The sequence below is a fragment of the Runella defluvii genome, from assembly GCF_014195535.1.
In the GTDB taxonomy this organism is placed as follows: domain Bacteria; phylum Bacteroidota; class Bacteroidia; order Cytophagales; family Spirosomataceae; genus Runella; species Runella defluvii.
Window position 1 is genome coordinate 160,758 of sequence record NZ_JACIBY010000010.1, and the last position, 23,673, is coordinate 184,430.

20 protein-coding genes are annotated in these 23,673 nt (G+C 45.7%); 11 read left to right on the top strand and 9 right to left on the bottom strand.

Annotated elements, in window-relative coordinates; translation table 11 throughout:
* Positions 1-10 precede the first annotated feature (10 nt).
* From FHS57_RS21305 to asnS, 3 genes are all read right to left on the bottom strand, one after another.
* Positions 11-523: a hypothetical protein gene (locus tag FHS57_RS21305; protein WP_183977237.1), complete on the bottom strand. Its 513-nt coding sequence runs from the start codon at positions 521-523 to the stop codon at positions 11-13.
* Positions 516-1,610, bottom strand: coding sequence for an AAA family ATPase (locus FHS57_RS21310; RefSeq protein WP_183977239.1), 1,095 nt, complete (start codon positions 1,608-1,610; stop codon positions 516-518). The genes FHS57_RS21305 and FHS57_RS21310 overlap by 8 nt, the downstream gene beginning before the upstream one ends.
* Before the next feature lie 122 nt (positions 1,611-1,732).
* Positions 1,733-3,184, bottom strand: coding sequence for an asparagine--tRNA ligase (asnS, locus tag FHS57_RS21315; RefSeq protein WP_183977241.1), 1,452 nt, complete (start codon positions 3,182-3,184; stop codon positions 1,733-1,735).
* Positions 3,185-3,347: 163 nt separating this feature from the next.
* Between asnS and FHS57_RS21320 the strand changes: the two genes are divergently transcribed.
* Complete coding sequence (locus tag FHS57_RS21320; protein ID WP_183977243.1) at positions 3,348-3,995, top strand: response regulator; 648 nt, start codon at positions 3,348-3,350, stop codon at positions 3,993-3,995.
* Positions 3,996-4,001: 6 nt separating this feature from the next.
* On the opposite strand, the gene FHS57_RS21325 is transcribed toward FHS57_RS21320, so the two are convergent.
* The 5 genes from FHS57_RS21325 to FHS57_RS21345 are packed head-to-tail and all read right to left on the bottom strand — an operon-like array spanning position 4,002 to position 10,607.
* Positions 4,002-4,286: a helix-turn-helix domain-containing protein gene (locus tag FHS57_RS21325; protein WP_183977245.1), complete on the bottom strand. Its 285-nt coding sequence runs from the start codon at positions 4,284-4,286 to the stop codon at positions 4,002-4,004.
* A 6-nt stretch (positions 4,287-4,292) separates the two neighbouring features.
* Positions 4,293-4,643, bottom strand: a complete 351-nt coding sequence (locus tag FHS57_RS21330) for a type II toxin-antitoxin system RelE/ParE family toxin (protein WP_183977247.1) — start codon at positions 4,641-4,643, stop codon at positions 4,293-4,295.
* 37 nt (positions 4,644-4,680) lie between these two features.
* Positions 4,681-6,498, bottom strand: a complete 1,818-nt coding sequence (locus FHS57_RS21335; protein WP_183977249.1) for a tetratricopeptide repeat-containing sensor histidine kinase — start codon at positions 6,496-6,498, stop codon at positions 4,681-4,683.
* 17 nt (positions 6,499-6,515) lie between these two features.
* On the bottom strand, positions 6,516-8,552 hold the full coding sequence (locus FHS57_RS21340) for a tetratricopeptide repeat-containing sensor histidine kinase (RefSeq protein WP_183977251.1): 2,037 nt from the start codon (positions 8,550-8,552) through the stop codon (positions 6,516-6,518).
* 15 nt (positions 8,553-8,567) lie between these two features.
* Complete coding sequence (locus FHS57_RS21345) at positions 8,568-10,607, bottom strand: ATP-binding protein (RefSeq protein WP_183977253.1); 2,040 nt, start codon at positions 10,605-10,607, stop codon at positions 8,568-8,570.
* A gap of 174 nt (positions 10,608-10,781) precedes the next feature.
* Here FHS57_RS21345 and FHS57_RS21350 point away from each other — a divergent pair, with 174 nt between their 5' ends.
* The 8 genes from FHS57_RS21350 to FHS57_RS21385 all read left to right on the top strand — a co-directional run bounded on the left by FHS57_RS21350 (position 10,782) and on the right by FHS57_RS21385 (position 21,632).
* Positions 10,782-12,101 carry a hypothetical protein gene (locus FHS57_RS21350; protein ID WP_183977255.1) on the top strand — a complete coding sequence of 440 codons (1,320 nt, stop codon included), beginning with the start codon at positions 10,782-10,784 and terminating at the stop codon, positions 12,099-12,101.
* Between the two features lie 5 nt (positions 12,102-12,106).
* Positions 12,107-13,888: an ABC transporter ATP-binding protein gene (locus FHS57_RS21355; protein WP_183977257.1), complete on the top strand. Its 1,782-nt coding sequence runs from the start codon at positions 12,107-12,109 to the stop codon at positions 13,886-13,888.
* Between the two features lie 568 nt (positions 13,889-14,456).
* Positions 14,457-16,133 (top strand): trypsin-like peptidase domain-containing protein, encoded by a 1,677-nt coding sequence (locus FHS57_RS21360; protein ID WP_183977259.1) that lies wholly within the window; start codon positions 14,457-14,459, stop codon positions 16,131-16,133.
* A gap of 6 nt (positions 16,134-16,139) precedes the next feature.
* The gene (locus tag FHS57_RS21365; protein ID WP_183977261.1) at positions 16,140-17,030 is read left to right on the top strand and encodes a serine/threonine-protein kinase; all 891 of its coding nucleotides are present in this window, start codon (positions 16,140-16,142) and stop codon (positions 17,028-17,030) included.
* A gap of 14 nt (positions 17,031-17,044) precedes the next feature.
* On the top strand, positions 17,045-17,893 hold the full coding sequence (locus FHS57_RS21370; RefSeq protein ID WP_183977263.1) for a Stp1/IreP family PP2C-type Ser/Thr phosphatase: 849 nt from the start codon (positions 17,045-17,047) through the stop codon (positions 17,891-17,893).
* 24 nt (positions 17,894-17,917) lie between these two features.
* Positions 17,918-19,702, top strand: a complete 1,785-nt coding sequence (locus tag FHS57_RS21375; protein WP_183977265.1) for a serine/threonine protein kinase — start codon at positions 17,918-17,920, stop codon at positions 19,700-19,702.
* 13 nt (positions 19,703-19,715) lie between these two features.
* Positions 19,716-20,330, top strand: coding sequence for an outer membrane beta-barrel protein (locus FHS57_RS21380; protein ID WP_183977267.1), 615 nt, complete (start codon positions 19,716-19,718; stop codon positions 20,328-20,330).
* 192 nt (positions 20,331-20,522) lie between these two features.
* A complete protein-coding gene (locus FHS57_RS21385; RefSeq protein WP_183977269.1) occupies positions 20,523-21,632 on the top strand; it encodes a hypothetical protein in 1,110 nt (369 codons plus the stop codon).
* Between the two features lie 6 nt (positions 21,633-21,638).
* Here FHS57_RS21385 and FHS57_RS21390 read toward each other — a convergent pair whose 3' ends face one another.
* Complete coding sequence (locus tag FHS57_RS21390; protein WP_183977271.1) at positions 21,639-22,331, bottom strand: SGNH/GDSL hydrolase family protein; 693 nt, start codon at positions 22,329-22,331, stop codon at positions 21,639-21,641.
* Between the two features lie 62 nt (positions 22,332-22,393).
* Between FHS57_RS21390 and aat the strand changes: the two genes are divergently transcribed.
* Entirely contained in the window at positions 22,394-23,014 is a 621-nt protein-coding gene (gene aat, locus FHS57_RS21395; RefSeq protein ID WP_183977273.1) for a leucyl/phenylalanyl-tRNA--protein transferase, read from the top strand.
* 142 nt (positions 23,015-23,156) lie between these two features.
* Positions 23,157-23,648: a (2Fe-2S)-binding protein gene (locus FHS57_RS21400; protein ID WP_183977275.1), complete on the top strand. Its 492-nt coding sequence runs from the start codon at positions 23,157-23,159 to the stop codon at positions 23,646-23,648.
* Positions 23,649-23,673 lie beyond the last annotated feature (25 nt).

The following is a 23,673-nucleotide window of genomic DNA, read 5'->3' on the forward strand; positions in this document are numbered from 1 at the left end:
TTTGTATCGTTTAACAAGGCCTGACGGCGGGTGTTGGAAACCTGAGTTCTATTTTACAAGGACGATCCCGAAAAGTAAATAACGTATTCATCAAAATTTTCGTTTTCAAAGTGTCATCGTAAGCGGAAGCCCGATGTAATTCAATTCTATTTACGAAAAACAAGGTGATTTTTTTAAATTCTCGGTCAAAATATTTGGCAAACTGTTTTCGCATAAAGTCATTTAAGCAGGTATCAAATTTTTCCTTCATGTTTTCAACCGTGAACCCCGCAGAATAATCAATGTTTTTCATTTCAACAATCGTTGCTGAAAATGTAGTGTCGCTGCACTGAACAATAATAAGACAGTCGGGAGAAGCAGGACGTTTTTCGACGTTGAAACTATTATAATAATCATCAACCTTGATAATCACTACTCTTTCTGGTGGAATTCGTGAATCAATGTCAACACAGAGTCCTTCGTCTTCACACTTTTCTCTCACAAAATTCTTGAGAATAAAATCGTTTTTTATATCACTAATCATGGTTGCCTGCGTAGCGTTTCTCTAATAGTTTCATACGTTCTTCGTACAACGCCACCGACACGCTGGTAAAATTGTGGTCTTCAATACCCTCTTCTGTTGCTTTCATATCGCCTGCGTCGTAGCTTCCATTTTCCCCCATCACAAAGTGATAACTTGCGACTTTATCGGGTGAAATTTCTCCTGCTAATAACAAGTTGCTTAACGTATCCTTCATGTAATCGCTGTGGGTCGTCATCACTACTTTGACTCCTGCTTTAACTAACTCGACAAACACCTTCATCATTTCAACCTGAATTTTAGGGTGTAAGTGGGCTTCAGGTTCTTCAATGAAGAGGATACTTTTATCGGTGACAATATATTTAATAAAAGCAACTAAAGGAGCTATTTCAGCTATCATTGAAGAGGTTTGTGAGAGTTCTAAGTCAAAATCTAACCCTTCTTGTTTGAATAAAAGCTTTCTTTGTACCTTGTCAAAAATAACTTCTCCTTTTAAGATTTTTTTTTCAACGATGGATGTAATTGGTTCGTTTTTAGGTAATTGATTAATAGATGTTAGTAGTAAGAAGTAATCAGAAATAGGCTCCGAATATGTTGGTATGCTAATAGTTTCTTTAATGGAATTTCGCAATTGTGATAACTGAGCAATAATGGGTGAAAGAGAATTTATGCCGTTGTAAAGCCCAGAACGTGAAGCAGGTAAGTAGTGCAGGGAGTATTTTTTTAGGAAATATAAATCTTTTACATCCATGAACTCATTCAAGGTAAGGGTAGGGGATTCAGAATCGTTCAGACGAATTTGATAACTAGCGCCTTGTGAAGAGCTTAATAGAATTTCAACACCTTTTGCATTCCGATTATTAGTTAGTTGCGTAGGGAAAGATATGGCAACTGATTGACGAATCAGGTCTTTTAATTGTACGTTGAAATTTTTCTCTGATACAAATAATAGATTCTTCAAAATCAAATAAACAGCACTCATAGCATATGACTTACCGAGGTTGTTTTCTCCGTAAATCACGTACAGGTCTTTGTCCAAATCAAACTCGAAATGGTCAATGGGGCCGAAATTTTGGAGTTCTATTTTCATGTATTAGAAAGGTCTATAAATAGCTTTGACAACCCTGTTAGAGTTGTCAAAGCTACAAAAAAGGATTTAAACACAGTCGATACGGACCTAATAAATAGATTCCTACGGATGACAAAACGGGCTTAAAATTCAGCCGATTTTGGTGCGCGTGGGAATGGAATTACGTCACGAATGTTACCCATGCCTGTTACGAACAAAATTAAGCGCTCAAAGCCGAGTCCAAAACCTGCGTGTGGAGCGGTTCCAAACTTGCGGGTTTCTAGGTACCACCAAATAGCTTCGGGTTCGATTCCTACTTCGTGCATCCGCGCTACCAATTTGTCGTGGTCTTCTTCCCGCTGCGAGCCACCGATGATTTCGCCAATGCCTGGGAACAGTACGTCCATCGCGCGTACGGTTGGCCCTGGTTCGGCAGGATTTGGCTCGTTTTGCTTCATGTAAAACGCCTTGATAGCCCGTGGATAGTTGATCAAAATCACGGGTTTTTTGAAGTGTTTTTCTACCAAAAAACGCTCATGTTCTGATTGAAGGTCGATGCCCCATTCCACATTGTACTGAAACTTCTTCTCTTTGTGAGGTTTTGATTTCAACAAAATGTCGATGGCTTCGGTATAAGTGACGCGTTCAAAATTGTTGTCAACCACAAAACGTAATTTCTCCAACAATGGCATCGAACGCTCGTTTTGAGGCTTTTGTTTTTCTTCTTCTTCGAGGCGTTTTTGAAGGAAATTGAGGTCGTCGGCGCAGTTTTCCAACGCATAACGAATCACGTATTTTACAAAATCCTCAGCCAAGTTCATGTTGTCTTCCAACTCAAAAAAGGCCATTTCTGGCTCAATCATCCAAAACTCTGCTAAGTGGCGAGTTGTGTTTGAGTTTTCGGCACGGAATGTTGGTCCGAATGTATAAATCTTTGACAAGGCCATGGCGCCAAGTTCACCTTCCAACTGCCCCGATACGGTGAGGTTGGTTTCGCGCCCAAAGAAATCTTCTTTGAAGTCGATTTTCCCTTCTTCTGTCCGAGGAAGCTTATCTAAATCTAAGGTTGTTACGCGAAACATTTCACCTGCTCCTTCGGCGTCGGATGCCGTAATAATAGGCGTATGGAGGTAAAAGAAACCGTTGTCGTTGTAATATTTGTGAACGGCAAACGCCAACGCGTGGCGAAGACGCAAAATAGCGCTGAAGGTATTGGTACGCGGGCGCAAGTGAGCGATTTCGCGCAAAAACTCCAACGAGTGCTTCTTAGGCTGAAGCGGGTATTCGTCAGGGTCTGCGGTGCCGTACACGTGTACATCCGTGAGTTTTACCTCAACGGCTTGTCCCGAACCTTGCGACGCCACGAGCTCGCCCGTCACTTTGAGGCAAGAGCCTGTGGTGATAAGTTTGAGGGTATCTTCGGCGATTTGACCAGGTTCTGCTACAGCCTGTATATTATGGATGGTCGAACCATCGTTGATAGCGATAAAAATGGCGTTTTTACTTTCCCGCTTGGTGCGTACCCAACCTTTGACTACCACTTCGCTGCCTACACTGGCCTCGGAAAGAATCTGTTTAATCTGTATCGGACCCACTTTTTGTAATTGGTAAATTGTGAATGTTATAAACTATAACCACGAAAGGGCTACAAAATTAGGGTTTTAAAGCGTCAGGACAAAGAATGAAGGGATTTGAAATCAGGTTTTGATTTTTCAAAAATCTTCTTTTACTTTTGAATAGCCCTAATCTCCCCTAAAAATGCCAATTCGTGTTGTTATTACCGACGATCATCAAATCGTGCTCGATAGCCTTTCGTTGCTTATTTCTATCATTCCAAACATGGAAGTGGTAGGTACACTTAACGATAGCCGAAAAGTACTCGCTTTTTTGGAAACCCACGAAGCCGATGTGTTGGTGACGGATTTAAGTATGCCGTATCTGACGGGAGTGGACTTGACGTTGCAACTTCGGAGTAAATTTCCCCAACTTAAAATTTTGATGCTAACGGTTTCGGAAGATGCCGATACGATTCGGAAGGCATTTCAGGCGGGAATTGCGGGTTATGTCATGAAAAAAGCCAATCGCGCTGAGTTAGAACGCGCCCTGACAACAGTGGCAAGCGGTGAAAAGTACTTTAGCGAAGCGGTGATGAAAGAGCTTCTAAGCCCGTCGGCGCTGACAGCGACCCCTACCGACGAACCGCCAGGACAGCCCATTGCGGTGACGGCAAGGGAGTTAGAGATTATCCGATTGATAGCCCAAGAACTTTCCACCTCCGAAATCGCCGAACGGCTTTTTATCAGTGTCGGAACGGTCGAAACGCACCGTCATAATATTCTACGTAAATTAGGCGTGAAGAACTCCATCGGGATTATCAAGTATGCCGTGAAGCATAAATTGGTTTAGAATGAGTTATTCAAATACTAATTTTAGCTTTTTCCCAAGCCCTTTTTCAACTATTCGCTTGAGCGTTCGTAATTGAATATCTGTCTTGCCGTTTTCGATGCGAGATATATAGCCTTTTTTTGCGCCAATTCGTTCGGCTAACTGGGCTTGTGTTAGGTGCGCTTCTCTACGGGCTTCTTTAATCATTTCTGTAATTACGAACAACTCAGCGCGTTCTTCCAACGAATCCCTTTCTGGTGTGCCTTTGGGCCCAAATGAGTCATTGATAAGCGATTCTACATTAGTTAACATGAGCGTTTACTGGTTTTTCTTTTGGTCAAAATATTCGTTCATTAGTTTCTCCGCAAGTTCAATCTCTTTTGGAGGTGTTTTTTGTGATTTCTTGTGAAAAGCGTTGAAAAGAATCACTAGATTGCCTTTGTCAAAACAGCAGAAGGCACGGTAAATATTACTTCCTACCATGACACGTATTTCGTAAAGTCCTTTTGTCCCCTCAAGATGCTTCAAAAACTTTTCAGGTATTCTCTGTACTGTTTGTATTAACCTAAAAAGATAAACAAATTTTTCCTGAACCTCTTTGGGTAACGACTGAAAGAACTCAGGGAAATAGTGCTTGTAAGCGATGATTTCTCTAAGTTTAGAATCCATGGTTTAAAGTTATATAATTCTATAACATATTCAAATTTTAGACAGGAATTTCAATCGTTACTTTTGTGCCTACATGGGGTTTTGTTTCGACTTCCCAATGCCCTTCCAATGCCTCAACGCGGGCGCTGATGTTGCGCAATCCCACCCCATCGGTTTGGTGTTCTGTTTGAAATCCCACACCGTCGTCGCTGACGGTCAGGATGATATGCCGCTCGTTTTTTGAAACACTCATCCAGACATTTTGGGCGTGGGCGTGTTTGAGCACGTTATTCACTAATTCCAGCGCAATGCTGTACAACTGGTAGGCTATTTTGGGGTCAAAGCGTTCGTTAATGTCGGCCGAAACCAGCCGAAAATGCGTTTTGGTGTTGAGATTGAGCTTTTCGGTGAGGGTGTGCAGCGCCACTACAAGTCCTTGGGTTTCTAGCTCAGGAGGGAGCAAATTGTGCGAAATTAAGCGAATATCCGCATAGACATCTTCCAGCATTTGCACCAAACTCTCGTGAATTTTTTGATCTGCTTGAGGATAGCGAGAGGTGTCAAGGGCTTCGAGCCGCCAACGAAGTGCAGCGATTTTGGTGTTTAAATTGTCGTGTAATTCTGACGCTACGCGTTTTCTCTCAATGGTTTGTCCTCTAAACAAGGCTTCTTCGATTTCTTTGTTTTTGCGTTGTAATTCGTCATTTTTAGAACGTAACTTTTGGTTGCTCCAAATGATGTAGAGCACCAGCCCGACGCCCAACAACAAAGAGGTAATGAGGATGTTGCGCGTGCGGGTGAGGTGTTCGTTTTCAAGTTCGGTAATGCGAAGTTGTTGTTGTTCCGTTTTGTATTTGGCCTGTAGCTCGTCGTAGGCTTTTTGAACCGAAAATCGCCCCAAACTATCTTCATGCGCCTTGTGGGCTTCAAAATATTTCAACGCGTTTTGATAGTCACCCGCAAGCTTATATGTAGTGTAAATGTAATTTTCGGCCCGCGATTCCATCTCTTTCCACCCCGATTGCCGCGCGTAATCAAGACTAGCAAGGCGGTATTCAATGGCTTTAGGATAGTCTTTTCGTTGTTGGTAAATATCGGCTAGGTCGGCATAAGTAGCAAAAATCACAACTCGGTTGTTGTAATGCTTCGCGATGGTCAATGCTTTATCGCGGTACTGATTGGCGAGAGATTCATTCCCGAGTTTCATATGTACATTGGCCAAACAATGCGGGTTATCAGCTTTGAGCGTTGGGCTGGTTGTAAACGGAATATTTTTTTCGACTTCTTGGTAGTAAAATAGTGCTTTTTTGTAATTGCGGACGCCAAACGAGTCATAGTAATTGTAGTCTCCCAAAAAATCATAAATCCAGCATAAATTGTTCTTGTTTTTGGTGGCTTTGGCGTAAGGGAGAGCTTCGTTAAGATACTCTAAACATTTGTTGGTCAGTTTATTATTGTTCAATACAAAGCCTGCCAATACGTAAGCATATCCCAACTCGTAAGGATCACCGCCTGCTTTTTTTAACAGCTGAATCGCTTGTTCGTAGTGGTTAAAGGCATCGGTATAATTGCCTTGTACGTCGTTTTTTTTACCCAAAGCCCGTTGGTACAACCCCAATCCTTTGAGCCAGTTGGCTTTTTGGGTAAAGCGAGACAGTGAATCCAGAAAAAATACTTTGCGGGCATCCCCGAGATTGATAGAGCGCTCGGTAAGCAAGCTAAGGCTCAAAATAAGGTTGGTATCCCGCTCGACCGAAGGTGGTTTTTTGCCCCAGCCTTCAATGTTTTGAATGAGGCTATCCAGCAGCGGATTTTGCGCCAGCAAAGGCGTTGAGAGTGCATACAACAAAAAGAAATTCAGTACAATTTTCTTCATGGTTGGTCGATTTCTGTCTATATCGGTATTCCAACGGTGACTTTAGTGCCTTGTGTATAGGCGCTTTCGATGGTTAGTTCGCCCAAAAGCGCTTCCATCCGATTGCGTAAGTTGTTCATGCCCATCCCTTCGGACTTGCTTTCGTCGGATATACCAACGCCATTGTCGCTCACGGTAAGTGAAAGTTGGTGGTCAGACTGACTCAGGCTTACCCAGACTTCAGAAGCCTGAGCGTGTTTGAGGACATTGTTGATAAGTTCGAGGGCGATGTTGTAGAGTTGATGCTCTATTGGAGAGGGTTGACGTTCATTTGAGCCACTGGTCACAAAATGAAACACCGTTTTAGAATTAACATTCAGTTGCAACATCAACTTCTGCAAAGCTGCGTGTAACCCATGGGTTTCGAGCTCGGCGGGCAGCATATTGTGGGAAATAAGCCTGACATCGGCATAGACGTCATTGGCCATTTCGAGGAGCTTGTTATGGATTTTTTGGTTAAAACCGTTTAGTTCGTCGGTTTGCATGGCTTCCAAATGCCAACGGAGGGCGGCGAGTTTGGTGTTTAGGTTGTCGTGAAGCTCAGAAGCGACGCGTTTTCGTTCTATTTTTTGACCTTTGAACAAAGCTTCTTCAATTTCGCGATTTTTACGGCTGAGTTCTTGGTTTTTAAGCTTCAAACGGCGGTTATACCAGAGCACAAAAGCCAATCCCAGCAGCCCAATGGCCGAAAGTCCAAGGAGGATGTTTCTGGTTTGGGTCAGTTTTTCGTTTTCGAGGGTTTGGATGCGGAGTTTGTTGCCTTGTTGTTTTTTCTCAAAATCGTAAGTCATCGACGACGCGGTAATTTTTTGAATTGCTTCGTTGTTGAGAATACTATCCGATTCAGTCTTGTACGCTCTAAAATGTTCGAGGGCTTTGAGAGGTTGTCCCAATTTTTCGTAGGCAATGGCCAATTGGTGGTGGTACTCGGCGGCTTCTTCCAAGAGTGGTGGGTCGTTCTCAAGTGCCCATGTGAGGCCCACCGTTGCTTTTTCAATCACTAAAGAGTACTTCTTCTGAATGAGGTAAATTTTCCCCAAATTAATCTGAGAAAGATGTTGCATGGTTTCTCCTCCCATTGTTTTATGGTATAACTGGGCGGCCATTTGGTTGTATTTGAGGGCTTTGTCGTAGTCCTTTAGAGCAATGTACACGCCTCCCAAGCGGGCGTAGGCGCGAGGGAGCTTGCCGCTGCTTTTGGTCATTTCTAAAATGGCTACAGCCTTTTGGTTAGCCACCAACGCTTCGGCGTAGCGGTGTTTTTTCTCCAAAATTTCCCCTTGATAACTAGCTATATGCGCTTCGGCGCGTGGGTCATGTAGCTGTTTGGCAATCACAGCGGCTTCTTCAAATGCCCGCAAGGCTTCGTCATATTTGTTTACCGAAAGAAAAAAAACGCCCAAATTCGCGACCGACGATCTACGGATGCGTAAATCTGGGTATTTTTCTTGTAAGCGTTTGGCTTGAAACATCCGCTCAATCGCCTCGGCGTTTTTGGCTTGATTCATTAGCTGAAGTGCTTCTCGCTCATAGATATAGCTTTGAAGTTCGTCGTTATGGATTTCTGATACAATGCGCTGGGCTTTGGCAAGAAGGTTAGGAATCTCTTTTTGTTTTTCAAAATTGGGCTCATACAGGTGTGCCCGTCGAATGTAGGAAAATGCCTCCAAGTACTTGTCGTTAAGGTTTTTGGCGAGCAAATCGACGGCATCTAGGTGTGCATAGGCGGTGGCGACGTCGGCGAGGTTATCTCGTTCGATACGCACCAATTGTAACCTTGCTTCTGCTTCGTGTTTTCCAAAATTATGTTTTTGTCCTAGCTTTATAGCTTCATTCAGGTACTGCCGCGCCAATGAGTCGTTGCCTTCAATCCACAGGTTTTTTCCCAAATTTATTAACACCTCTGCTCGATGAACACCTGTAGGCAACGAACGAACAAGCCGCAGAAGCGAGTCGGTAGTTTGAGCAAAGAGCTGGAAGGGCAGTAAAAATACAAGGGCAAGTCGTAGTTTCATGGGATCGATACGGGCTTAAAGCTGTATGGTAACGGATACTTTTGTGCCTTTGCGAGGTTCGCTCTCGATGCGTAATACGCCCTGCAAGGTTTCTACGCGGTTTTTTAGGTTTTGCATTCCCATACCATCGGAATGGATTTCTTGGGGCATCCCAATGCCGTCGTCACTTACGGTCAGCGAAAGTTGGTTTTCGTTGTGGCTGAGGCTGAGCCAAACTTCGGTTGCTTGCGCGTGTTTAATAACGTTGTTGACCAGTTCCAATACAATAGTGTACAACTGGTGTTCAACCGACGACGGGAGGCGAGGAAAAGGATTGGTGACGACCAAATGAAACTGTGTTTTGGTATTAATGGTCAACTTTTCCACCAGTTTTTGAAGAGCAGAAGCCAACCCATGGGTTTCGAGCTCGGCGGGCAGCATATTGTGGGAAATAAGCCTAACATCGGCATAGACGTCATTGGCCATTTCGAGGAGCTTGTCGTGGATTTTTTGGTTAAAACCGTTTAGTTCGTCGGTTTGCATGGCTTCCAAATGCCAACGGAGAGCGGCGAGTTTGGTGTTTAGGTTGTCGTGCAATTCGGAAGCGACGCGTTTGCGTTCTATTTTTTGACCTTTGAACAAAGCTTCTTCAATTTCGCGATTTTTACGGCTGAGTTCTTGGTTTTTAAGCTTCAAACGGCGGTTATACCAGAGCACAAAAGCCAATCCCAGCAGCCCAATGGCCGAAAGTCCAAGGAGGATGTTTCGGGTTTGGGTCAGTTTTTCGTTTTCAAGGGTTTGGATGCGGAGTTTGTTGCCTTGTTGTTTTTTCTCAAAATCGTAGGTCATCGACGAAACCATGGTTTTTTGCAATACCTCGTTGTTGATGAGACTGTCCGACTCCGACTTAAATTGCTTAAAATGACCCAATGCCAACGCAGGTTTTCCCAAATGGGTGTACGCCTCAGCCAACTGACGGTGGTATTCGGCCAATTCTCTCCGAAGTGGAGGCTGAGACGACGAAGCCCACTCGATGCCCGCAGTAGCGTACTTGATGACCTTATCATACTGTTTTTGGGCTAAAAAAATGTTGCCAAAATTGATTTGACACACGTGTTCCAACGATTCTTTGGAGTCAATTTCGTTTTTGTAAACACTGTCGGCAATGGTCGTATAATAAAGCGCCTTTTTGTAGTCTTTAAGTTGAAAATAAACCCCGCCTATGCGTCCGTACGTACGCGGGAGCCATTGGGTAGAGCGCGTCATTTCGTGGATTTTGGCGGCTTCTTGGAAAGCCTTGAGCGCTTCGGGGTATTGTTTTTGTTTTTCGTGAATGTCAGCGCGCTGCCCGATGACGTACGCTCGAAGGCGTAAATCGTTGAGCTTGTCGGCGATTTTTTCGGCGTCTTTATAGCATTGGAGCGCGTCTTTGTACCGACCCAATGAAGCGTAGAATGTCCCCAAATTAGGTATCGTAGAGCGCAGCGCGTTGATGTCATTGGCTTTTTCTTGGAGGCGTCGGGCTTTTAGCATCAAATCAACGGCTTCGGCGTATTTCCCTTCGTTGGTAAGTAGCGTGGCCATTTCGGCATACACAGTGCCTTGCCAAACCAAGTCGTTGGCTTCGATAAACAAGCGTAATGCTTTGTTTAATAAAGGATTGACTTGCGATTGTTTCTCAAAAAACGACTCGTACAGCTGCGCCCGACGAAGATAAACCTGGCCTTCTAGTGATTTGTCGGGGATGGATTGGGCATTTTTCAGCGCGATGTCCAAATGCGCATAAGCGGTTTTGAGGTCGGTGAGGTACTCAAATTCGATTCTGACCAACTGTAAACGCGCTTTGACCTCCCCTCGTGGATAATGGAGCTGCTGAGCCAAAGCAATGGATTGGTCACAGTAAAGCCGCGCCAAAGAGTCATTTCCTTCTCGCCAATAGGCCCTACCTACTTCAAAAAGAGTGTTCACTTTGTTGGTGTCACGGGGGGCTTTTTTCAAAACTCCTACCAACGAATCTGCCTTCTGGGCTTGAGCTGCCAGTGAAAACCACCAAATACAAAACAACCATTTCTTCATGAGCGTGTAACGAGTTGGAGAACTTGGTGAAAATTAACGATAAAAGAGCATCTAGCACAAGCGTAAATACCAAAAATACAGGTTTTCCTATACCCGAAATGTAGGTGTTTCTGGATTTACGAGGGGGAGATTTTGAAAGACCTTTGTTGTGTTCAATCGTCAACCTTTTTACACATGAATCCTACTACAACGCATTTGTCCGAACCAGCCCCCAAACACACGGACGTGGAAGTGCAAGACGAAGGCTTTTTTAGCGTATTGTTCGACATCACCAAAAAGCACCCCGTGTTGTTTACGGTGTTTTTTCTGATTCCGTTCGTGATTTTGCTCATCTCCTTGGGGTTCAAATGGTACTATGTATTTACTGACACTTCGCATTATTTGACGGAGCACCAACTGCAAGGCGGGAAGTGGTCGGACGGCCATCCCTATTTTAGTCCAGGAATTGATAAATACATCCGTGAGCTAGACATAGCGGGCTTGGTGGGAGGAATTATCGGGATTTTTATTGGCTTGTACCTGACAGTCACGACCGAAAAACTAAACCGCCAAAAGGAGCGTACCAACCAGCAAGAAATGGATCATCTCAAGACCCAGACGAGCTTGCTCGTGCAGGCCACTAAGTCGCTCAATTCGATTATGGTCGAAGTAAGCGGAAAAGTGAATGAAAAGGTGCAATTGATGGAGGGAACCAAAGATGTGTTGGAAGGTATCGACAAGGTCGTAGAATTGTCCAAAGCCCAAGGAAACAACCTGCTTGTGTTATCAAATACGGCGCGTATCGAGGCAATTTCGCCGTTTCGGATGGATTTGGTGGCAAAACACGCCGACCTGAAACCCCACGAACTTCGTCACGCTACGCAGTTTGACTATGCCCGCAAAGCCGAAAGCTTACTGCGGGATTGTTCGGACGTAGAAAATAAACTCAAAGAAACGGCCATTTATCTTCAGAAAATTGGCAGCGACGCTCGCGTGGAATTTGTGACCCTCAACGACCAAAACGAAGGGGCAAGTCACGCGTTTTTGAAGTATTTGGGCAAAATCTTCAACGAACACGTATCGGTAGAAACCTACCGAAGCGGGAGCAACTCTCCTTTGGCGGTAAACGAAGCCGTGCCGCACCACAATCGGTTTATGATTGCTACCAATGGACAGGAGAATGGTGATGCTCAATCGGCCTTGATTCGGCAGTTGTACAACGACCACGCTCAGGCCATGCGCGAAATGCAAGACTTGGGCGTTCGGGTGACAAAAGTGAACAAAACCTTACCGATTCAGCTCTTTATTAGCACGCCCAACGACAACAAACCTGGAATTCAGAAAAACTTGTGCGTGTGTATCTTAGGCAGCGGTTCCAATTCCAGCGGGCGCCCCTCAAAACTCACGGCTTTCCTGACCGACGACCCGCACATTGTGTCGTCGATGGTCGAATTATTCTACGATTATGAATCCGACGCAGCCCTCAATACCCGCGAGTTTATGCGTAAAATCTAAGCACTATGTCCACAGGTACGTTGATAAAAAAACTTTGGCCGTTTGTCCAAAAATACCGCCAGAGCCTCGTAGGGGCGTTGGTGTTGACCTCCATTGGGGCGCTGTTGGCGCAAGTGACGCCCCTCGTGATGGAATATACCGTGAATCGGGTACAGTTGATGCTCCGCGACAAGACCCAAGGGCTCGATGCCTGGACGGTGGTGGGTTGGTTGGTGTTGATTTTGTTGAGCAAAGAAATCTTGAGCTTGCTGATTCAACTGGGGCAAAAGTTTTTGAGCGACCGTTTACGGTTTCGATTAGCGGCAGATTTGCATAATTATACCATTCGACGGATGGTTTCGTACCATTTATCGTTTTTTGCGTTGCCCCAAAATGCCATCGGTAAACTCGAAAAACGCATCGACAAAGGCATTGAAAGCCTGACCAAAACCGTCAAAAATATTTTTGTGGACATCGTGCCCATGTTTGCCAATGCCGCACTGGCGTTGGCATTGATGTACAAAAAAAACATTTGGGTGGGCGTGTGCGCTACCCTTGTCATGCCTTTGTATGCCCTCATTAGCCGTGAGCAATCGCGGCGGCAAAAGTCCATTCGACACAGCATTCAGCACTTTCGGGAAGAGAAAGCCAATACCCTTTTTAGCTTGATTGAATCCATTTTTGTGGTAAAGTCATTTGTGCGCGAAAGCTACGAAGCCAGTCGCCAGCAGACCCTTACGCAGTTTTTATCGGACAGTGAAGTAAAGCACCACCGTACCAATTACCTTTTTGATGGTCTCAAAAGTATTGCTGAGCAGTTGGGAATTATAATGGTGTTTGTGGTGACGATTTATTTTGTGTTGAACCAACAAATGACCGTGGGGGCGATTTTGTTGCACATCATGTTGTTCAACAACGTATCCGCTCCCGTGCGGCATCTACACCGTATCTATGACGAATACAGCGAAGCACTTACCTACGCCGAAGGCTTTTTTGACATGATTGAAAACGATACCTACCTCGTAGCGGAGGGGGGCGTACAAGAACAAAAAATGCAAGGTACGTTTGAGATGAAAGCAGTTGATTTTGTGTATCCTAACGGAAAACAAGCGCTCAAAAACGTACAGCTGACTATTGAAGCAGGAAAAACTACGGCCTTGGTAGGGCTGTCGGGGGCGGGGAAGAGTTCAGCCATGAACGTGCTTACAGGTTTTTACAGTGCTTCGCGTGGTCAAGTCTTACTTGATGGGCGTTTGTTGGGTGATTATGACCAACATTGGGTACGGGAAAACGTGGGCTTGGTTATGCAGAAAAACCATATTTTTTCGGGAACTGTGGAGGAAAATATCCGCTACGGAAAACTGGAAGCGACAGGGGAGGAAATTATAGAAGCTGCCAAAAAAGCATCGCTACACGATCAGATTCTACAACTTCCTAAAGGGTATCAATCGGAAGCCAAAGCGCTGTCGGGAGGGCAGCAGCAGCGGATTGCCATTGCGCGCTTATTTCTCAAAAACCCGCCTGTTATTTTTCTCGATGAACCTACGGCTAGTTTGGATGCGATTACAGCCGAGCAAATCAAGGATAGCATTGATGCCATAAAAAAAGACCGAACGGTGCTGATTATTTCGCACAATATCAGCCAAATCATGGATGCTGACCAGATTTATGTCATGCAAGAAGGCGAAATCATCGGCTGTGGCAACCACGAAAGCCTGTATGCCGAAGGCGGGCTCTACCGCGACATTATAGACTCCAACGCCCGTACGCTCAACATTGGCCGCCTAGCCGCTACGGTTTTGCAATAGGTCAGACGATAGTCAGACCGAGCTTTATTGTGAGCAACGAATACAACAGCTTTGGCAGAAGGTGAATCTGACTATCGTCTGACTCAGGCTTTCGGTCAGACGATAGTCAGACCGAGCTTGTTGTGAGCAACGAATACAACGGCCTCGGCAGGAGGTGAGTCTGACTATCGTCTGACTCAGGCTTTGGTCAGACGATAGTCAGACCGAGCTTTGTTGTGGGCAAATAATACAACCGCCTCGGCAGGAGGTGAGTCTGACTATCGTCTGACTCAGGCTTCGGTCAGACGATAGTCAGACCGAGCTTTGTTGTGAGCAACGAATACAACGGCTTTGGCAGGAGGTGAGTCTGACTATCGTCTGACTCGGGGGCTAGCAGACCGAAGGCATATAGGTTTTCCTATACGTCAAAATACAGGTTTTCCTAAAAAAGAATGTAGGTGTTTCTGGATTTACTGGCGTCGGCTTTTGGGGGAACTTTGTATCACTCAAAAGCAAGAAAGAAACAAACAAAAAGCTTTCGCGCCCAAAAACAGAAACTAACATTCAAACAGTTAAAAATAGTACAGCAATGAACCCTTCTATTAAAAATTTTGTCATTCGTCACCTTGTAGGTGCCAAAGCTAACCAAATCGAAGAATTTGATTTTAGCCGACACAACGAACTTACATTAGGCCGCTCGGGCGATAGCGACGTGCAGTTTGACCCCGAAATTGACACCGTAGTGAGCCGTGAACATGGAAAAATTGTCAAAGACGGCCCGTTGGCATTTACCTTGATTGACAACAACAGCCGAAACGGGATTTTTGTCAACAAGGCACGCGTGAAAGGCAGCACACCGATTCAGCCAGGTGACGAGGTGCAACTGGGAAGCAATGGCCCCGTGTTTTTATTTGATGTGGATCCTCGCCCCGCTGAATTGATGCCCGCTACGCGTTTTGTCGAAGTGGTGAAGCCCACCAGCGAGTTTGTTCCCGCCGAAGTAGCAGCGGCTTCTCCCGAAAAATCAGGAATCGGAAAGCAAACGTTTGAGCGCGTCATCACGCACGAACGCCAAAAATCGCAGCGCACATTGGTGGCTTCGGTCGCTGGGCTTATCATCGTCGCAGGGGCAGCATTTTTTGCTTTTAAGGACAAGATCGCCCCGCAAGTTACTAACGTCGTCAAAAATGATACGACCTTGGTTACCAACGTTACGAATGTTGTCAAAGAATCATTTGACCCCGAAGCCATTGCCAAAGCCAATATAGATAAAGTGGTACTTATTGAGTTTAGTTCAAAACTTGTTCACGCGCCATCGGGCGACGATATTTACCACCGCTACGAAACCTACAAGGGCATCGACCGACCCATTCCAGTCTATGTAGAAGTCGATGGCCAAATCGAACCTTTGCTTGATTTAAAGAAAAATACGCCTAATGGCCAGCCGATTGCGCTGCAAGGAAGCGGGTCGGGATTTGTGGTGTCAAAAGAAGGTTATATTCTCACCAACCGCCACGTCGCAGCAAGCTGGCATTCGTATTACAGTTTTCCTCAAGACGCTTTCCCTGGGGTGTTGTACCGTTTCCAAGGAGGAGAGATGCAAATAGCGGGAATTATCACGCAAGAAATGGGACAAAACATCCGCTGGATACCTGCCGAGACAAAACTGTTTGGTCGAAAGCCCGTTTCAGGAAAAATCATTGATGGAACGAATACGTATATAGATGTAACGTTTGCCAAAAACGACCAGCGTACACCTGCTAAAGTGGTTCGGGTATCCAACAAGCACGATGTGGCAATGATTAAAATTGATTTACCTAGCGAAATGCAAGCCGTGACGATGAAAGATGCAGATGCGACGATTGCTCCAGGCCAAAAAGTGGTCACCATGGGCTATCCAGGCATCTCTCCCAGCGTAGTGGTCGCAACCGCAGGCAATGATTTTGCGAATCGTACTACACAAGTGGTGATAGTTCCCGACCCAACGGTCACGGACGGAAGCGTTGGTAAAGTCATTCGAGGAACAAGCAATACTTCCAAAGAAAGTGGCGTGGTAGGTTATTACAGCACCTTTGGGGATTATTATCAGCTGACCGTGAATGCGACGGGGGCAGGAAACAGCGGTGGGCCTGTGTTTGACAAAGAAGGAAATGTGATTGGCATTTTTACGGCCAGTACCAGCCGCGCCGATGCGACAAGAATCACCTTTGCCGTACCGATTCGTTACGGACTAGAATTGATGGGAAATACCAAAGTAATCAACTAATTAGTGATGCAAGAGCCATTAATACATCGAACAATTCGAGGCTACCAACTTACGCAGTGGTTGGGAGCAGGAGGGATGGGGGAGGTTTACATGGCCCAGCATCAGACTACTCGCCGAACGGCCGCCGTCAAGGTGCTGTACCGTGCCGACCAAGCGGCTCGTTTTCGGAACGAAGCCTACATCCAAGCCTCGGTACAGCACCCCCACATTGCCGCTCTGTACGAATACGTTATCGAAGACAGCACTCCCTGCATCATTATGGAATACGTGGAGGGAATCACGCTTGAAAAACTCATCAAGCGTCAAGGACGGCTTCCTGAGTCGTTTGTGTGGAAAGTGTTGGCGCAGGTGGCTACCGCAGTGGCTCATTTACACCAAAAAGGAATTATTCACCGCGATTTGAAGCCAGGCAATGTGAAGGTCAACAAAGATAGTTTTGCCAAACTTCTTGATTTCGGAATCGCCAAATCGGCTTATACACCTAAGTTGACGCAAGAAGGCTACATCGTCGGAACGGCGCATTACATGGCTCCTGAGCAGTTTCAAGGAAAGGTAAGTATGCAGTCAGATTGCTGGGCGCTGGGGGTTTTGTTGTACGAAATGCTGACGGGTTATTTGCCCTTCAACGGACGTACCGAAACCGAGATTCGGGTAAAGATTGAAAAAGGAGATTATACCGAGCCCGATTTGTTGGCGCCACAAATTTCGAAACGGAGCAAACGCTTGATTGGTAAACTGTTGCGTGTCAATCCAACCAGTCGCATCAGCGCGGCGGCCTTGATTCAGGAGTTAGAAAGCCCACAGTCAGACAATGGATTTGGGTTGGCCGACTGGGTGGATAATTTGACCGAATTTGTGGAAAAGCTACCCGTAAAACGTTGGTTTAAAAACAGATAACTCCCTATAAAGCTATGTTTTGGAAAAAATGGTTATCGGGCAAAACAGCGGAAGCCTCTTCCTCAAATTCGGTGGATTTGCGCGCAGTGGTGGTGTCGGATGTCGGGTGTGTGCGGGTCAACAACGAAGATGCGGCGCGGTTTGTTCGCCCTGCCACGGCCTTGATTCGAACTACTAAGGGCTTTTTGGCCATTGTTGCCGACGGAATGGGCGGCCACGCTGCGGGCGAAATAGCCTCCCAATTAGCGGTAGAAACGGTCGCGAAAACTTATTACCAACGCGAAGAATCGCCCGAAGAAAGCCTGTTTTTTGCGTTGACCAAAGCCAATCGGTCTATTTGGCAAACAGCAAGCAAAAATACGCGCTACCGAGGCATGGGCACGACTTGCACGACGATTGCGGTATGTGAAGACCAACTGTTTTTGGCCCACGTGGGCGACAGTCGGGCGTATATTTTAAAAAATGGACAACTGTTACCGCTTTCCAGCGACCATACCTACGTTCAGTCGCTGGTTCAACAGGGTATTATTACGACGGCTGAAGCCGAAAAACATCCCGAACGTAATGTACTCACGAGAGCGATGGGTACGCACAACAAGGTAGAGATTGACGTGCAAGCGTTGCCCCAAGTATTTGAAAATGATGACCGCTTGCTGCTTTGCACCGACGGACTGTATGACTACCTCAACAACGATGAAATTGCGCAATTACTCATGATTCCCCTGCTCAACGAGGCCGCACATCAATTGGTCGAATTAGCCAAACAACGAGGCGGTCACGATAATATCACGGTATTGCTGGTTGAGCGCATGAGTAACGAATCGTTTCAGTCGGTTCGACCCACCGAAGAAATCAATGGATAAACGTTTACGTAAAGAAGGACAACTATGATTGGGCGCACGATTCAGAACTACCACGTCGAAGAACTTCTCGGAGAAGGAGGGATGGGGACGGTGTATCGAGGAACGGATACGCTCCTTCGTCGCCCCGTAGCCATTAAAATGCTGCATCCGCATCTGTTGAAAGATTCGACGTTTATGGAGCGTTTTCGGAACGAGGCGGTGTTGTCGGCGCAGCTCAACCACCCCAACGTTGCGACGCTTTATAACTTGCTGCACGACCGCACCGATAACCTCATGGTGATGGAGTTGGTCGATGGATACACCATTGAGCGGCTGTTGACCAAACACGGGAAGTTGTCGTTAGAAACGACGTTTCGGATTATCGCGCAAGCGTTGGATGGCTTGCAACACGCGCACAACAAAGGCATTTTACACCGTGATATCAAACCTGCCAACCTGATGTTGACCCACGAAGGCGTGGTAAAATTGATGGATTTTGGCATTGCTCGATTGATGGGCAGCCAACGATTGACGCGGGCTGATAGGGTAGTTGGCACCCTCGAATACATGGCGCCCGAGTTGCTCAACGGTGCCGAGCCTTCGGTGCAGTCAGATTTGTACGCCATGGGGGTGTTGATGTACGAAATGTTATCGGGAAAAATGCCCTTTGAGCCAACGACGGAGTCCACGCTCATTACCCAAATTTTGACCAAAAAGCCGATTCCCATCCGAAATCGGATTGCGGATTTGCCAAGGTCGGTCGAGGAAATTTTGGATAAATTACTTCAAAAAAAGCCCGAAAAACGCTTTGAAAAGGCTTCGGAACTGAAATATGCGCTGTTGTCGGTGGTAGCGGCGGGGCCGATTGTGTGGCAAACGGCGGAGGGAAAATCGGGGAAAACCCTGCCTGCGACGAAATTGGCCAATGCCCAACCGAATAAACCACAGGTAGGGCCGACGCGGTTGGCGTCCTCTACCTCCGACACCCTTCCCAAAAAAAACTCAAAACTACAATCACAGCTGCTGAGTTTGGAAGGGTTGATTCTATTAGGGGCGATTGTGATAGCGCTTGGAATCATTGGTTTTTGGTTTGTCAATACCGACCCCACGCCTACGTCACAAGTAGCCCAAGACACGACCACGCATTCCAAATTACATTCAGACATTTCGCCTACGGTCAAAGAAATAAAGCCTGATTCGACAAACGTAGCTGTTGAAAACCGCCAACTTATAACAACACCGTCCACGACGTCGCCCGTAGTTTCCTTGCCGCCTGCGCCAAAGCAAATTGAACCTGAACCTACCGAGCCCAAAATGCAGAAGCCTGTCCGTAAAAAAGAGTCCCCCAAAACGCCTGTCCAAGAAAAACCTCGCGAAGAAGCGCCCGTTGCCGTTTCGCCCAAAGAAGAGCCTAAGCCCGTTCAAAAAGAAGAACCCATTGTGAAAAAAGAACCTGCCAAACGAAACGTAACGGTGGAGGTGAGAAACGAGCCATTTTCGGTAGCGTTTGCGCAAACGGTGACTTCCGACGCTTCGGAAGGACAAACGGTTTGGTTGCAAACGGTTTCGGAGATTTCGGTTGATGGCGTCACGGTGGTGCAAACGGGGGCACGGGTGCGGGCAATCGTGCAGGATGCGCGCTCGTCGAGCAATTCCCAAAAGGCCCTCTTATCGCTTCGTTTTGAAGCAGTCGAAGCCGTCAATGGGCAGTGGTTGCCCGTCAAATTTCCTGAATATAGCGATAAATCAAGCGATCAAGTCGTATTTCAACGAGGACGCCGCGTCAACAATCTTCGCGTGTCTCGTAGCACGCTTACACTCCAACTTTAAACAACATTTACTCATGATACGGAAAAAATTACTTGTAATGGTGATGGGCTTTTTAGGCTATGCCGCAAGCGTCAAAGCACAAGATATTCAATCTAACACCGAAGGATTCAACATTGGCGTTCATGCGGGAGTGGGAAATTGGTCGTCGAGTTATTTTTTAAATCTTGATGAATTAGAACCCATAGGAGTGGGAGGTGGGCTGCGTTTGGGCTATGGGCTGAATCAGCGTTTTGAGGTATTTGCGCAGTACAATGCCAAAACATTTGCCATTAAAAACGACTGGGATACCTACCGCATTTCGTCATTAGGGGCTGGCATTAGGGTGCATTTTGGCGGTACGCTCCAGCGGTTGCGACCCTACGTAGAAGGAGGAGTGGCAGGAGTAAATTTGCTCATCAATCCCGTTTTGTTCAATGGAGATTTGGTCGAATACCGTCTTAAAGGCCCTTCCTTGGCATTAGGAACAGGAGTAAACTATTTTTTATCTCCCAATTTGGCCTTACACGCCAACGCCACGGGCACTTTTGGGAAATTTAACTCTTTCCAAGTGAACAGTCGCGGTATCCAAGACCGACCCGATGTGCGCACGCTCCAATTTTCGCTAGGTATCAACTTTTTTTTCAATTAGAAATCGGTGACTTTGTTTTTTGCTTCTCGTCTTAAAATACGTGAGAAGTTCAAATTGCCCTACTTTATTGCATAATGTAAGGGGTTCTGTATGAAATGAAGGGTAATTCCCGACAAATCGTACAGAACCTTTTTTTATGCTTTACATTCCCATTTTTAATAAATTGCGTCTCTAACATTATCTAAACTACTTATGAAACATATCTTATTTGGGGCCTGTGTCGTATTTTTAAGTATAAGCTCTTTTGCTCAAAAAGTGGATTTAGACCGCTTTTCTTTTGATTATAGTTACCTTAAACTTCCCAAAGAATACATCGACCCTGCGAAGCGTACTTTTGGAGTGCGAGTGGAAACATCCAAAAGTCTCGGAATTGTAACGGACGTCAACCAAATTTACGATCGAATTCGCGTGGGTGGGTTTGATAAAGTAAGCCAGAACCCCACGGTAGGCGTGGAAGTACAGTTTAATAGCTTCAAAATCTTGGGTTACGAAATCAAAGAGCGGGTAGAAGAGAAGAAAGACAAAGACGGGCGAGTGACGGAACGAAAAGTATATTATTGGGCGGAAGTAAAATACAGCTCAGATGGAAATTATGCCATTATGGGGCCACGTACGCCTACCCAAAAACAAGCAGAGGCACAGGCCAAAGAGATGGAAAAAAACCGTTTTTTACAGCAAGCCAATGTTTCTAATGAATCTTTCAAAGTAATGTCTGGTTCAACGGGTTCGTATAGCCAAACGTACAAAACGAGTGAATTTAAGAACTCAATGGATGTTCGTGATTATTACCGCGATAACCAAGTCTTGATTCGGGAGGAAATTACGAGAGAATGGGTGAACCGAACCATTTCAACCATCAACCAACAATTGGCGGATTTATACGGGTTTGACGAATCGAAAGGCCGTGACCATTTGTGGATTTTGGATTCAAAAAGCCACCCAGAGTACCCTATTCAGCAAGAAGCCATCAAAGCCGTAAAACAACTGATGACCGAAATGTCGGCGTTTCGCAACATTAAGGTGTTGGAAAAAAACTTGGGGCCAGTGATGTCTTATTTTGAAGAATTAAAGAGAAAATACAAGGGTAGCGACAAGCGCGAACAAAAAATGCGCTATTCGGCTTATTACAACTTGGCAAAATTGTACTACCTACTCGACCGCCCAGACGATAGCGAAAAAGAAGCCCTTGGCTTGATTCAAAACGGGTTTGATACCAGCGATGGCGACATGTTTGTAAAAATGGCGAAAACACTCCGCGATGACTTGGCTCGGCAAAAAATGGAGACTCGCCATTTTGAATAAATAAACTTATTTGAGCAATCTACGTACCGTTGGTAGTGCTTTTTCAGCCCACTGACGGTACATTTTACCCGAAAAATGCAATTGATCGTAGGTAATCATGGACGCATCGTTTTGGGCAGTTCTTGAAAGTGCGGTAATATCAATAAAGGCAATTCCTAGTTTTTCACATTCTTGTTGGGCTACTTCATTAAACGCGTCGATCTCTGACGCGATTTTTTTTGTGTCTGAGCCACGGGCAAAGGGCGTCACGCCCCAGTCGGGTGTCGAAAGCATAAAAACACGCTGGATATTTCCCCCCGCAAACCCAATCGCCTGTTGAAGCAAATCTTGCAATTCCGTTCGGTAACGTTCCAAACTTTGCCCACGGTATTGGTTGTTGACCCCAATCAGCAACGACACCAAATTGTACGGTCCTTTGGGGTTCTTATTTTTAATACCTTCTGCCAATTCGGCCGTTGTCCATCCCGTACGGGCAATGATTTCGGGTGTACCAATTTTTACCCCCTCTTGGCGGAGCATTTCGCTCAATTGAACACTCCATCGTTCATTTTCGGCAACGCGCTCTCCAATTGTATATGAATCTCCAAGAGAAAGGTAGCGGTATTCGCCCTGATTAATAGGGGTTTCGGGTGTCATAGAGGACGAGTTTTGAGCAGAACAAGCTGAAATCAGCAACAATATACTATAAATCCACTTCATGGTTTTTTTGTTTTTCAACGTGTTGGATACTATTTTTGTTTGTAACCACCTTCAATAATTCTATGTCTTTACTTTCTGCCGACGATCTTATTTACGGATATATGAATGGGATATTTCCGATGGCAGATTCCGACGGTACATTGTATTGGTATTCTCCCGACCCTCGGGCTGTTATTCCGTTGGATACGTACAAACCTGCCAAGTCATTGCGTCCTGTTCTCAACAAAGGCACGTTTGAAATACGCATCAATGCCGATTTTGAGGGCGTCATGCGGGGATGCGCCGCGCCGCGTCCCGATGAAGAAAACACCTGGATTTCGGAAGAAATCATTGATGCCTACACCGAACTGCACCGACTTGGTTTTGCCCACAGCGTTGAAACCTACGTTGACAACCAACTCGTTGGCGGCTTGTATGGGGTGGCTATTGGGGCAGTTTTCTTTGGCGAATCCATGTTTCATACGGTTAGTAATGCTTCTAAAGTCGCGTTTCATTACCTGATTGAAACCCTTCGTCGGCAAAAGTATGAATTGCTCGACACCCAATTCATCAATGACAATGTACGTAGATTTGGGGCGATTGAGATTCCGAAGTCAGACTATGTTCGACTTTTAAAGCGCGGTATTGCCCAAAAAGCGCGTTTTACCGATGATTCAGTAGCTCATTTGTTTACTTCATTGTAAGAAAATTCGCTTTTCAAATTTTGTCGATTCATCCTTCGTTTGTGTAGGATGAGGTCGCAAAAATGTATCTTCGGTCGGGGCGCTTGGTTTTGACCGTTTTTATCCTAAACTTTACTTAAAAAACAAAGCTATTTTATATTCTATGGCAGCTATCACTTTAGATATCAATGGAAAAAAACATGACCTTGATATCGACCCTAAAATGCCACTTTTGTGGGCCATTCGCGATGTTGTTGGATTGAAAGGAACAAAATTTGGGTGCGGAATGGCACAGTGTGGCGCCTGCACTGTTCACATGAACGGTCACCCCACTCGCTCGTGTGTATTGCCAGTTCAGTCAGTGGTAGGAAGTAAAATTACGACCATCGAGGGAATTGGTACCGAAGAAAACCTTCATCCTGTTCAAAAAGCTTGGATTGACGAACAAGTACCGCAGTGTGGCTATTGCCAATCGGGGCAAATTATGGCGGCCGCGGCGTTGTTGAAAGACAAACCTACCCCAACCGATGCCGACATTACCAGTGCCATGCAAGGCCACATTTGTCGGTGCGGTACCTACGACCGCATTCGTAAAGCGATTCATACGGCGGCAAAGTCTAAATCACCCAAAGGCGAAATGTCGGGAGGTAAGTAATCCATTCTCAAAACGCAAAAAAAGA